Source organism: Kangiella shandongensis (genome assembly GCF_020005365.1).
Lineage (GTDB): Bacteria > Pseudomonadota > Gammaproteobacteria > Enterobacterales > Kangiellaceae > Kangiella > Kangiella shandongensis.
Genome location: NZ_JACNML010000002.1, coordinates 25,329 through 37,151, shown reverse-complemented (window position 1 = coordinate 37,151; position 11,823 = coordinate 25,329). Strand labels below are relative to the sequence as shown.

Annotated in this window: 13 protein-coding genes; 4 read left to right on the top strand and 9 right to left on the bottom strand. The window is 43.0% G+C overall.

The features are described 5' to 3' along the window. Positions 1–38 precede the first annotated feature (38 nt). Positions 39–644: a TatD family nuclease-associated radical SAM protein gene (locus tag H7708_RS02110; protein ID WP_223668821.1), complete on the bottom strand. Its 606-nt coding sequence runs from the start codon at positions 642–644 to the stop codon at positions 39–41. Then, positions 637–1,011 (bottom strand): putative zinc-binding protein, encoded by a 375-nt coding sequence (locus tag H7708_RS02105; protein ID WP_223668820.1) that lies wholly within the window; start codon positions 1,009–1,011, stop codon positions 637–639. The genes H7708_RS02110 and H7708_RS02105 overlap by 8 nt, the downstream gene beginning before the upstream one ends. Before the next feature lie 230 nt (positions 1,012–1,241). Between H7708_RS02105 and H7708_RS02100 the strand changes: the two genes are divergently transcribed. The 3 genes from H7708_RS02100 to H7708_RS02090 all read left to right on the top strand — a co-directional run bounded on the left by H7708_RS02100 (position 1,242) and on the right by H7708_RS02090 (position 4,194). After that, positions 1,242–3,266 carry a ribonucleoside triphosphate reductase gene (locus tag H7708_RS02100; RefSeq protein WP_223669081.1) on the top strand — a complete coding sequence of 675 codons (2,025 nt, stop codon included), beginning with the start codon at positions 1,242–1,244 and terminating at the stop codon, positions 3,264–3,266. A gap of 77 nt (positions 3,267–3,343) precedes the next feature. Next, complete coding sequence (gene nrdD / locus H7708_RS02095) at positions 3,344–3,478, top strand: anaerobic ribonucleoside-triphosphate reductase (protein WP_223668819.1); 135 nt, start codon at positions 3,344–3,346, stop codon at positions 3,476–3,478. 2 nt (positions 3,479–3,480) lie between these two features. Then, positions 3,481–4,194: an anaerobic ribonucleoside-triphosphate reductase activating protein gene (locus tag H7708_RS02090; RefSeq protein ID WP_223668818.1), complete on the top strand. Its 714-nt coding sequence runs from the start codon at positions 3,481–3,483 to the stop codon at positions 4,192–4,194. A gap of 10 nt (positions 4,195–4,204) precedes the next feature. Here the strand turns inward: H7708_RS02090 and H7708_RS02085 are convergent, their stop codons facing one another. From H7708_RS02085 to hppD, 7 genes are all read right to left on the bottom strand, one after another. Then, positions 4,205–4,918, bottom strand: coding sequence for a Crp/Fnr family transcriptional regulator (locus tag H7708_RS02085; RefSeq protein WP_223668817.1), 714 nt, complete (start codon positions 4,916–4,918; stop codon positions 4,205–4,207). A gap of 34 nt (positions 4,919–4,952) precedes the next feature. Beyond that, positions 4,953–6,170 carry an alginate export family protein gene (locus tag H7708_RS02080; protein ID WP_223668816.1) on the bottom strand — a complete coding sequence of 406 codons (1,218 nt, stop codon included), beginning with the start codon at positions 6,168–6,170 and terminating at the stop codon, positions 4,953–4,955. A gap of 136 nt (positions 6,171–6,306) precedes the next feature. After that, positions 6,307–7,218, bottom strand: a complete 912-nt coding sequence (locus tag H7708_RS02075; RefSeq protein WP_223668815.1) for a pirin family protein — start codon at positions 7,216–7,218, stop codon at positions 6,307–6,309. A 314-nt stretch (positions 7,219–7,532) separates the two neighbouring features. Beyond that, positions 7,533–8,861: a prephenate-dependent tRNA uridine(34) hydroxylase TrhP gene (gene trhP, locus H7708_RS02070; RefSeq protein ID WP_223668814.1), complete on the bottom strand. Its 1,329-nt coding sequence runs from the start codon at positions 8,859–8,861 to the stop codon at positions 7,533–7,535. Between the two features lie 3 nt (positions 8,862–8,864). After that, on the bottom strand, positions 8,865–9,674 hold the full coding sequence (phhA, locus tag H7708_RS02065) for a phenylalanine 4-monooxygenase (RefSeq protein WP_223668813.1): 810 nt from the start codon (positions 9,672–9,674) through the stop codon (positions 8,865–8,867). Positions 9,675–9,695: 21 nt separating this feature from the next. After that, positions 9,696–10,232 carry a VOC family protein gene (locus H7708_RS02060; protein ID WP_223668812.1) on the bottom strand — a complete coding sequence of 179 codons (537 nt, stop codon included), beginning with the start codon at positions 10,230–10,232 and terminating at the stop codon, positions 9,696–9,698. 18 nt (positions 10,233–10,250) lie between these two features. Further along, positions 10,251–11,288, bottom strand: coding sequence for a 4-hydroxyphenylpyruvate dioxygenase (hppD, locus tag H7708_RS02055; RefSeq protein ID WP_223668811.1), 1,038 nt, complete (start codon positions 11,286–11,288; stop codon positions 10,251–10,253). 181 nt (positions 11,289–11,469) lie between these two features. On the opposite strand from hppD, the gene H7708_RS02050 reads away from it, so the two are divergent. Next, positions 11,470–11,817, top strand: coding sequence for a metalloregulator ArsR/SmtB family transcription factor (locus tag H7708_RS02050; RefSeq protein WP_223668810.1), 348 nt, complete (start codon positions 11,470–11,472; stop codon positions 11,815–11,817). The last annotated feature ends 6 nt before the right edge of the window (positions 11,818–11,823 follow it).

Below are 11,823 nucleotides of genomic sequence, written 5' to 3'. Positions count from 1 at the left end.
AGGACATGATCCGGATCAATAGAATGATAAATAGTGGTTTAACCCACCTTATCCAGGTACCGAGGGACAAAAGTCGCTCCATAGCGCTCAGCTATTGTTCGGCACTGTTCTATATCAACACCTTCGAGTCCTTCAATGGCTGTTACTCTGACTTCTGCAAAAAAATCAACGGCACGTCGTATAAACTGGTGAACGGCAAGATAGGCGCTTTTAAGTTGCGGCTGGCAGTGGTTTGTATAAGTTTCGGTATCTTGTGCGTTCAAAGAAATAGAAACCGAGTCTACGACCTCCGCGAGCTCCGGGATGATGTCCCGTTTATGTACCACATTGCCTAACCCATCGGTGTTCAAACGAGTCCGTATGCCATACTTTTTACAATATCGAGCAATTGCTAACAGTTGCTTTAAGCGCAAGGTGGGTTCACCATAGCCGCAAAACACAACCTCCTTATAATTCATTAGGTCGGGCAGTGTTGCGATGACCTGTTCGGCTTCAGGCTGCCGTGCCAGTGACAAATCGTAATGATGTACTTGATTAATGCCTTGGGTTTTAGGGCAGAACTGGCATCTTAAAGTACAGCGATCACAGATGTTCAAATATAGACTGCCTCGAATTTCGTACCAGTATCGTTCAGTGTTATTCATGCACAGCCTCCAGATCGCTTGCGATTTGCCTGACTTCGATTAACAGTTCATCCAGTACTTTTGGAGAGACCTCCTGATTATATACTTTCTTATGTCCGTATTCGGTGAGTACGATATGTTCCTGTGGGCTGATCTGGTGTTGCGATAAACAGGCTTTTGCGCAAGCCAATTGGCACCCATCCACGACAATAATAGGGCGGTTTGACTGGGCTTTTTTGACCAGTGAACGGACATTACCACCCACACCGGCAATGCAGGACATTTCAGCCACACGCTCCTGATTTAAGGTGACGGCAATCTCATTGGCCGTTTGTGCCAGGTTTGAACAACCAGAGCATGAATAGATTAATGGTACCGTTTTCAACATTAACACCTCTCCACGAACAAGAGTGCTTAACGACAAAGTAATGTATCTACTGTAACGCTAGTGACGGGGCATCCTAATTGATCTGTATCAATCAGGTATGAATAAAAAACTTTGTTTTGACTTGAGCTAGATCAAGGATAGCTACACAAGATATTGATTAGATGATGTCAAAACCATACCAGATATTGTTGTTTGGTCGTAAATTCAAAAGATATAGGGAGACGATTGAGATGGGCATTGACGTAGAGAAAGCTCCGCCACCTAAATTGATTATAAAGCGTGATCTCAGTGAAGCACAGTTTGAAAGAGAAAAAATCTATCAGGCCATTTTGAATGCCGGAAAGGCTTCCGGCGAATTTGGCTCAGATATTGCAGAACACTTAACACAGCAAGTTATTGATGTAGTCAGTTTCCGATTTTCTAATCTGACCACGCCGACAGTCGAACAGGTGCAAGATATCGTCGAGCACTGTTTGGCTGTTAATCAGTATTTTGCGACAGCGAAGAGTTATATTTTATACCGCGAAAAGCATAAGCAAATACGAGAGAACAAAAAGACTTTGCTGGATATTACGTCTTCCGTTGAAGAATACTTGTCACGGGCAGACTGGCGGGTTAAAGCCAATGCTAACCAGGGTTATTCTCTTGGCGGACTTATTCTTAATGTTTCGGGAAAAGTGATTGCCAATTATTGGTTAAACCATATTTATGAACCCGACATTGGGCAGGCTCACCGCAACGCAGATTTACATATTCATGATCTGGATATGCTGGCGGGCTACTGTGCCGGCTGGTCTTTAAGGACTTTATTGCATGAAGGTCTGAATGGTATTCCCGGTAAAATTGATTCCGGTCCTCCAAAACACTTATCCAGCGCTATTGGGCAGATGGTGAACTTTTTAGGTACATTGCAAAATGAATGGGCTGGGGCACAGGCGTTCAGCTCTTTCGATACTTACTTAGCTCCTTATATCCGTAAAGACCAGATGAACTATGAAGACGTTAAGCAATGCATTCAGGAGTTTATTTATAACCTTAACGTGCCTTCGCGTTGGGGAACCCAGACGCCGTTTACGAATATTACTCTCGACTGGGTTTGTCCGGAAGATCTTCGAGAACAGATTCCGATTATCGCAGGTGAAGAGATGCCGTTCTCATACGGTGACTTAGCTCTTGAGATGGCGATGATCAATAAAGCCTATATCGAAGTCATGAGCGAGGGGGATGCTAAAAACAGAGTATTCACTTTCCCTATACCCACGTACAACATTACGCCGGACTTCGACTGGGACTCTGAGAATGCCACGCTATTGTTTGAAATGACGGCAAAGTATGGTTTGCCTTACTTCCAGAACTTTATTAACTCTGAACTCTCACCCAATATGATTCGCTCCATGTGTTGTCGCCTGCAACTCGATCTTCGTGAGTTATTAAAACGAGGTAATGGTTTATTTGGCTCGGCAGAGCAAACCGGATCGCTAGGTGTGGTGACCATTAACTGTGCTCGACTTGGCTATCTATACGCTGGTGACAAGACAGCACTTTTTGAGCGTATTGATGAGCTGATGGAAATGGCGAAAAACTCGTTAGAATTAAAGCGTAAAGTGATTCAGAACTATATTGATAACGATTTATTTCCTTACACGAAACGTTATTTAGGCACTTTACGTAACCACTTTTCAACCATCGGCGTTAATGGTGTCAATGAAATGGTACGTAATTTTAGTAGTGATAAAGATAATATAACCACTAAGCAAGGTCGTCAGTTAGCTGTGGATTTGCTGGATCACGTCCGAGAGCGGATGGTTCAATTCCAGGAGGAAACAGGGCATTTATATAACTTGGAAGCGACACCGGCAGAGGGCACTACTTATCGGTTTGCCAAGGAGGATAAAAAGCGTTACCCCGATATACTTCAGGCCGGCTATGACGACGCGCCTTATTACACGAATTCCTCACAGCTGCCGGTAGGTCACACGGACGATGCTTTTGAAGCGCTGGAGCTTCAGGATGAGCTACAAGAGAAGTATACCGGCGGCACGGTATTACATCTGTATATGGGCGAGCGGATTTCGAGTTCCGAAGCTTGTAAAAAAATGGTAAGTAAGACGCTAACCAATTTTAAGCTGCCTTATATCACCATTACCCCCACTTTCTCTATTTGTCCAGTGCATGGCTACTTGCAAGGCGAACATGAATACTGTCCGCGATGTGATGAAACCATTATTCAACAGAAAGAGAAGGAGTGCTGCTGATGTTTGATTTTTATTATTCATGTACAGAGCTAATCGAGTTATCACACAACCAATTTAACCCAAAAGAGGAGAACGATATGAAACCTGATAACCAAGAACGTCAAAAATGCGAAATATGGACTCGAGTCATGGGCTACCATCGCCCCGTCTCAGCCTTTAACAAAGGCAAGCAGTCCGAACATAAAGAGCGTCAACACTTTCAAGAACGCTAAACATGATAAGTGATCTCAGAATAGGGGGGCTAACGCCCCTCACAACCATCGACTACCCTGAGCATCTGTCGTGTGTTATCTATTGCCAAGGCTGTGCCTGGCAGTGTCGTTACTGTCATAACCCGGAGATGATTCCTGTAAAAGCCGAACAGGCTATCAGTAACTCAGAGCTCGAACAGTTTCTATTGAAACGTCAGGGGTTGTTAGACGCCGTAGTATTCAGCGGCGGGGAGCCATTACTGCAAAAGAATTTAGTTGCAGCCATACAAAACGTTAAATCCATGGGGTTTAAGGTGGGATTGCATACCGGAGGCTCGTCGACTTCGCGTCTAGAGCAAGTTTTAAAATACGTTGACTGGGTCGGATTTGATGTAAAAGACTTACCGCAATATGCCGATGCCCTGATACAGGTTAAGGGCGCTGGACATGCCAACTGGGGGAGCTTAAAAGCTTTATTGAAGAGCGGTGTGAATTATCAATGCCGTACAACTGTTCATTGGGACCTGATATCACCTGGCCGCGTACTGCAGCTGGCACAGCAACTATCTCAAGCAGGAGTAACCCACTATAATTTACAAATAGCGCGCACTGGAAATACCTTGGATCCTGCCTTAATTGACGATTCCAGCACTTACTCGATGGTACCTAAAGGAGTAAGACTTAAGCTATGTGAGGAAATAAAACCCATGTTTGAACAGTTCCAATGGATAGAATAAAGTTCGTAGCCTAGGCAATCGATTGACATTGTTCCAGGTTAATCTCGCTGAGCTTCTTTCTATTATGGATCACTACGGCACCATTACCAAAAGAAAACACATCCTGCTCTTCGAACTTTTTGAGGATTCTCGATAATGTCTCCGGCCGAATTGAAAGCTTTTCGGCAATACATTTTTTAGTAATTGCGATAGGAAAGCTGTCGTGATCTTTAAGATCCGCGGGCATTACATTATAAATAAATCGCGCCACTCGCTGTGAAGCATCGAGAATCGTCAGCATTTCAATTTCGTTAATATGGCCTCGCATTTTGAGACAGATATTCCCCAGCATACGAAGACACAGTTCACTGTCGTCTTTTAGTAAGTTATAAAACGTTTGACTGGGTATTGATAGGACGCGTGACTCAGCCGTAGCCGATGCATTAATGGGATAAAACTTCTTTTGTAGGAACATTAAAGCTTCTGCAAAAGTATCATTGCTATTCACAAACTTAATGATCTTTTCATTGCCATCGCTTGATATGAGATGCAATTTCACCTGACCCTTAAGTACAAAAAAGAAATTTCTGGCGGGTTGACCCTGGCTGATAATGGGCCGACCTTTTTTGTAATAGCTCACTTTGCTGCCACGTAGCATTTGATTCAGTTGTTTATCACTCAAGATCCGAAACAAAGGATTTTGACGCAATATTGGTTCAAGATTACTCAATTGCTTCACTTCCATTATTCACCCACCAGTTACTTCAATAAGTTATCAATTAAAATTTAGCAACAAACATCAACCATGCTTTCCGGGTGTCAACCGAAAAGCTATCTGCCTGGTAATCAGCCAGTTTGGCAACCATTGAAACGTTTTTGTTAAGCGGTAGCTTGTAGCTTAAGCCTAACTCTTTACCATAGCCCTGGTTTGTGTCTTCAGCATCGAAGATATGGTACTGAACGGTAAACGATGACTGGTTAAACGTTGCCTTCAGATTCACAAAACTATCTTCTATACCAGCATCTGGCGTTATTAAGAATTGATCGGCCCAGCCCTGGAACTTATGTTTCGTGGCTAAAGGGGTCTGAAAGGCATAGCCCGAGCGATTTGCATCGCCTGTTAAGATTTCCTGGCCAACGGAAACGGCCCAATTATTGAAGCGGTAGCCAATTTCACCCAGCATGTAATCGGTATCCAACTGTTTAGGGTTCTCCTCATAATCTTCTTGCTTAGCATATTCCGCATTAAAGAACGCCGGGCTATCCGCAATACTACTAACGTTTAATCGAGCACCTAAAGTTTGAGTGGAATCAAGCGGAGACTGCTGAAAGTCTAAGAGATAACCATAAAAGTTCAGTCCAATATTATCCGATAGGCTCCAGTCGTAGTTGATAAAGTGACTGCGTGTATCGCGGTTTGAGTCGAGTATGGTATTGATGTTGTTGACGTAGGCATAGGTTATTTTGCCATTTTCAATCGAGCTGTTATTAATTAAAACACCGTCGTAAGTTTGTTCATTTTGACGCCAGCCAACGCCACCTACAAAGCGCTGATTACCGAGATTAATTCTCTGTCTGCCGAGAGTGAAGCTGGTGTCGCTCAAACCGGTATACTTTACTGCGGCCTGGTTTATTTCGGTGGCTTCGGGATCGGCAACGACCGAATGATCAATATGACCATTTAACTTACTGTTGTAGTCATCCCGATGGCTTACTGCACTAACGTTATCGGCTTCAAATTTAAAGCTGAAATCATTGAAGCTCGCGGTATTTAAGCTAATTCTGGTCAGAAGGGTTGAAGCCGACGCGTCGTTAAGTATATTGTCCTGATCGACGTACTCTGCGCGATAGCGGAAAGTCCACTGAACGTCTGTGTCTTTTAAGGCCTGCTCAACTGTCTGAGCCTCCGTTTTTTCACCTTCATCAGCGTAAACTTGTGGGGCTACAGAGAGTAGCGCAGTAATGACCGCGATGGTAATAGGACTTGTGTTTGTCATAACATGCTCCAAAGTGATTTTAAGCTTCTGGTTATCACTTTAATCGCTTTAGAGCCTGTATTATTGATTTATATCAATTAAGCGGTATTTAAAATATTTCTTATTGGTGACGATATATTTATAGCACTTTGGGCTGTTAAGGAAGAGGAATATACTCGTCTTCATCCCCTGGTACGAGCGGGAACTTCTTATTCTTCCAGTCATTCTTGGCTTGCTCAATACGCTCTTCAGAGGAAGAGACAAAGTTCCACTCAATATATCTTTTACCAAGGTTTTCACCGCCAATAAAAGCAATACGGCTTTCTTTCAGCGCTTTAATACCAGGTTTAGTGTCAGTATTAAGAATTGCCATTGAGTATTCGGATACAATGGTACCGTCTATTTCAATTTCACCGCTAGCCACATAAACAGCACACTCTTCACACTCCGGAGTATCAAGTCGTTGACCAGTTTCTAATTGCGCTTCGACATACAATGTTTGAGCAAAGGTTTTGACTGGAGAGGTCACGCCATAAGCGGAGCCAATCATGACTCTGAGCGAAATATTATTAATTGAAGTTGCTGGAAGTTCATGTTTTCCATAATGGTGAAATTCGGGCTCGATTTCCTCCTGCTCCTTGGGAAGCGCCATCCAGAGCTGCAAACCATTTAACACACGGGATTGGCGAGTAAGCTCTGGGCGTTCACGCTCTGAGTGAACAATACCTTTTCCAGCGATCATTAAATTAATATCGCCTGGTGTTATTGACTGATTACTTCCCAATGAATCTCTGTGCAGAATTTCACCTTCAAATAAATAAGTAACCGTCGCAATACCAATATGCGGGTGAGGGCGAACATTAACTCCTTCTCCAGCCGGAAATTCAGCAGGCCCCATATGATCAAAAAAGACCCATGGACCGACAGACTTTCTGCCAATGGTGGGGAATAGCCGTCTGACAGAAAAGCCCCCCAAGTCTTTTTGTTTGGGACTGATTAACTGCTCAATAGCTTTGCAAGGTTTGTTTTGACAATCTGCTGATACCTTAGTTTTCACCAAATTACTCATTCCACAACGCTCCAATAGTTACCTTATTGTTGTCTAAGTTACCAACAATCCATTCAGACAACAAATCCTTAACATTATAGTAAGTATTACGTAAATATATATTTCCTTTCAACTTATAACTCGTCCCTGCAACTGGTTGCTCCATTTGTTTAACATTTGAACTGAGCATTATTTGGCTAGCTAAAAAATCAACGATCCAGCTAGAGGCTTTTTAAGAAATGGAGTTTGGCCATTTGCCCACAAAGTTATTCACAGATTTTGGGGACAATTGTCGTTTTCTTTTTATTCAACCTGGACATTTTTTACACTTCTGGCTATAGCGCTTTAAGCAATAACGACATCTCATTGATACTTGATGCATCAACCTCGGGGGGGATTTCGAAAGCGACTCTATGGCCAGAACCCGGAGCACAGTCAACCGATTGCCCGCGTTTATTTTCAAGATGAGCGAGCTTGAAATGATGGTTACCTGCAGGAGTCATTAGCTCTAACTTATCGCCTGGCTTAAACTTATTCTTAACGTTGACATGCAGTTTGCCATTGACAATACCGTCGATCTCACCAACAAATAACTGTTTGTCACGGATTGAGTTTCCACTTTCATAATTCTGGTATTCATCATGAACATGGCGACGATAAAAGCCTTCCGTGTAGCCTCGATGAGCAAGTTTTTCCAGCTCATCCATCATTGTCATATCAAAAGCTTTACCCATAGCAGCATCGTCTATCGCTTTGCGGTATACCTGAGCTGTTCTTGCCACGTAATAGTGAGATTTGGTTCTGCCTTCAATCTTTAATGAATCAACGCCCATATCACAAAAGCGCTTAACGTGCTGCACAGCGCGAAGGTCTTTTGAATTCATAATATAAGTGCCATGCTCGTCTTCAAAGACTGGCATATACTCACCGGGACGATGCTTTTCCTGTAACAGGTAAACGTTACCTTTATCAATTTGATGCGGAGAGAACGTTTGTATGGTTTTCTTATCTTCTACCGCAACCACATCACCATCATCTGTTTGTTTGGCATCGTGCAGGTCATACTTCCAGCGACAGGCATTGGTACAGGTGCCCTGATTCGGATCGCGATGATTGAAGTAACCAGATAAAAGGCATCGGCCAGAGTAGGCCATGCATAAGGCTCCGTGTACAAAAACCTCCAGCTCCATGTCAGGACATTTGTTTTTTATCTCCTCAATTTCATTGAGCGATAATTCACGGGAAAGGATAACCCGCCTGATGCCTTGCTGCTGCCAGAATTTGACTGTTGCGTAATTAGTGGCATTGGCCTGAACCGAGAGGTGAACTTCTTGCTCAGGAAACTTCTCTCTGATCATCATGATTAAGCCGGGATCCGACATAATCAACGCATCTGGTCTCAACTCGATAACAGTTTCGATGTCTTTAAGGAAAGTTTTCACTTTGCTGTTATGTGGAGCAATATTACTCGCGATATAAAACTTTTTATTTTGTCGGTGCGCCTCTTCAATGCCAATAGCTAAATTGTCTAAACTGAAGTCGTTATTTCTGACACGTAAACTATAACGCGGCTGACCGGCATAAACAGCATCTGCACCATAAGCAAAGGCATAGCGCATATTACGCAGGGTACCTGCGGGAGAGAGTAATTCTGGCTTTTTCATGGGTTAACAGTCGTGATGGTCTTTGGCTTTAGTTTCTTCTTTGGATGGAAACGTCGGGGAGAAGTCCCCAAGTTCAATAGCTTCATGAATTTTATTGATGATTGAGCTATCCATTGCCTCATAAATGTCTTCAAACTGCTTAATGACAAAGTACACAGTTTGATAAATATCGATGCGATATGGTGTTCTAAGTGCTATCATGACATCAAACGGCTTGCGCTCGGGTTTACTGCTTTCAAGACTGTATTCAGTTTCGCCGATTGATGACAAAATTCCAGCACCATAAATTTTCAGGCTATTGGTTTGTTGGATTAATCCAAACTCTACCGTAAACCAAAAAATCCTTGCCAGATAAACTCGTTCTTGTTTCGAGGCATTAAGACCAAGCTTGCCATAATTGTGTACAAACTTGGCAAACACCGGATCGGTTAAAAGAGGGCAGTGGCCGTAGATCTCATGGAAAATATCCGGCTCCTGTAAATAATCGATTTCGTCTTTACGGCGGATAAATGTTGCCGCTGGGAATCGTTTGTTTGCCAACAGCTCGAAGAACCTACCAAAAGGAATGAGTGCTGGAACGGCTGCAACCTCCCAACCTGTTTCCTGGCGCAGGGATTTATTAACATCCGGTAGCTGAGGTACGCTATCTTCAGACAAACCTAGTAGTTCAAGACCTCGCAAATATTCATCACAGGCGCGATTTTTAACCGCTGCCATTTGTCGTTTATAAAGAAACTCCCAGGTTTGGTTTTCTACGTCGCTATAATCAATGTAACCTTCGTCGGTTGGAGCTTTTGCTATATATTCGGTCATAGTTAAACCCTGTACCACTCGTTACTGACTAAACTCTTTACTGTGTAGCCACTCAGCTTGCTTCGGAGCTTTTTTGGTTTTCGACCACTCATCCAGCATGTCCCACTTGACGTCATCTAACTTCTTAAACATCTCATCAGTTCCGGTGATAGTGGTTAGCTCCAGGCGGTGACCATTAGGGTCAAAGAAATATATCGATTGGATAATTTCATGGTTCGTTGGCCCAATAACCTCGACACCATGTCGTTCTATGTTTTCCTTGGCTTCTAGGAGCGTAGCTTCATCTTCGACCTGAAAAGCAATGTGCTGTACCCAGTCAGGTGTATTCTGATCCTTGCCCATTTCTGGCGAGTTTGGCAGTTCGAAAAATGCTAAGATATTGCCATTTCCAGCATCCATGAAGAGGTGCATATAAGGATCCGGCTCTTTAGTTGAAGGGACCTTATCTTCCGCAATCGCTAAAATAAAATCCATATTGAGCACCCTGGTATAGAAATCTACGGTTTCTTTAGCGTCTTTACAGCGGTATGCGACGTGATGTATTTGTTGTATTTTCATAAATATAATTCCTTATCCTTATAGAACGCCGCGCTTTTTCTGATCACGCTCGATTGATTCAAACAGTGCCTGGAAATTACCTTCACCAAAGCCCTGATTATTAGCTCGCTGGATAATTTCAATAAAGATAGGTCCAAACAGATTTTTGGTGAAAATCTGCAAAAGATAAGAGTTTTCATCACCATCCACGAGAACCTGATGCTCCTCAATGCGCTGGTGATCTTCTTTAACATTTGGCACTCGATCGAACACGCTCTTGTAATAGTCTTCATGAATGTCGAGAGTGTCAATAACTGTTCGATCCAGCTTACCCAGTGAGCTTAAAATGTCATTGGTTTCGAAGGCAATATGTTGAACCCCAGGACCATTGTATTCACGCAGGTATTCATCGATTTGGTTCTTATCATCACCTTTGCCTTCATTAATAGGAATACAGAAGCTTCCGTCGGGAGAGCGAAGGGCATAAGATAGCAAGGCAGTCTCCTGTCCTTTAATATCAAAATACCGAACTTCACTAAAGCCAAAGACATTCTTATAAAAGTCGGCCCATTGCTGCATGGTGCCTTTATAAACATTGTTGGTTAAATGATCGATACGGGTGAATCCCATGTCTTCGACCACTACAGGATTCGCTAGTACTTCAAAATCATCCTCATAGATAGCACCTTTATCAGCGTATTCATCAATAAAGTAAATCAGGCTGTCACCAATACCGTAAATCGCGGGGTAGTCCAGATCGGTTGCATCCGGGTGTGCGGCCTTAGCTCCGCGGTCTACTGCTATCTGTTGTGCTCGCTGAGCATCATCCACTCGCCAGCCCATTGAGCAGATAGCCGGGCCGTGGCTTTCGGCAAAGGACTTTGAGAATCCCTGTTGTTCTTTATTAAGCAAAAAGTGAATGTCATTTTGATTGTAGTAGACGATATCTTTTTGCTTATGTTTTTTTAGTTTAGAAAAACCAAAAGCGCGAAAAACCTCGTCCATAAAATCACTCTGGGGACTTGCGAACTCCGTAAATTCGATACCTCTTAATCCTAAGTAATTGTTTTCGCTCATGATGACTATACCTACGTTAATCCTAAAAAGTATAGGGTATAGTTTAAGCTGTCATTACAGCTTGACCTGGATCAATAAAGCTATTTCTGCTCTGTCATCAAACTTTAACTTTACAATGACATTGAGGGTTATACAATATATGGAAATTCGAATATAGAGATATTTAGAGGCTTCGTTAGTTATGCAAGCAACTCAATTTTTTAAATGTCTTTCCGATGAAACACGGTTGAAAACAATTTTACTGATCCTGCACGAAGAAGAATTGTGTGTATGCGAGCTGACCGAAGCCTTAAAAGAATCGCAGCCCAAGGTCTCACGCCATCTGGCCCAATTGAAAAACCTGTCGCTGTTAGAAGCGCGCAGACAAAGCCAATGGATGTATTACCGTCTGAACAGAGAGCTTCCGGAGTGGACCTTATCGGTGTTGGAGACAACACTAAAGGCACAGAAAGACTCTATTCAGCAGTATCTGGATAATTTATGCTGCATGGGCGATCGCCCGGTTCGCGTGGCAAATTGCTGCGATTAATCATCG

Coding starts and splice junctions, on each gene's coding strand:
- H7708_RS02110 (WP_223668821.1), bottom strand. CDS start 644: ATGAATAACACTGAACGATACTGGTACGAAATTCGAGGCAGTCTATAT.
- H7708_RS02105 (WP_223668820.1), bottom strand. CDS start 1,011: ATGTTGAAAACGGTACCATTAATCTATTCATGCTCTGGTTGTTCAAAC.
- H7708_RS02100 (WP_223669081.1), top strand. CDS start 1,242: ATGGGCATTGACGTAGAGAAAGCTCCGCCACCTAAATTGATTATAAAG.
- nrdD (WP_223668819.1), top strand. CDS start 3,344: ATGAAACCTGATAACCAAGAACGTCAAAAATGCGAAATATGGACTCGA.
- H7708_RS02090 (WP_223668818.1), top strand. CDS start 3,481: ATGATAAGTGATCTCAGAATAGGGGGGCTAACGCCCCTCACAACCATC.
- H7708_RS02085 (WP_223668817.1), bottom strand. CDS start 4,918: ATGGAAGTGAAGCAATTGAGTAATCTTGAACCAATATTGCGTCAAAAT.
- H7708_RS02080 (WP_223668816.1), bottom strand. CDS start 6,170: ATGACAAACACAAGTCCTATTACCATCGCGGTCATTACTGCGCTACTC.
- H7708_RS02075 (WP_223668815.1), bottom strand. CDS start 7,218: ATGAGTAATTTGGTGAAAACTAAGGTATCAGCAGATTGTCAAAACAAA.
- trhP (WP_223668814.1), bottom strand. CDS start 8,861: ATGAAAAAGCCAGAATTACTCTCTCCCGCAGGTACCCTGCGTAATATG.
- phhA (WP_223668813.1), bottom strand. CDS start 9,674: ATGACCGAATATATAGCAAAAGCTCCAACCGACGAAGGTTACATTGAT.
- H7708_RS02060 (WP_223668812.1), bottom strand. CDS start 10,232: ATGAAAATACAACAAATACATCACGTCGCATACCGCTGTAAAGACGCT.
- hppD (WP_223668811.1), bottom strand. CDS start 11,288: ATGAGCGAAAACAATTACTTAGGATTAAGAGGTATCGAATTTACGGAG.
- H7708_RS02050 (WP_223668810.1), top strand. CDS start 11,470: ATGCAAGCAACTCAATTTTTTAAATGTCTTTCCGATGAAACACGGTTG.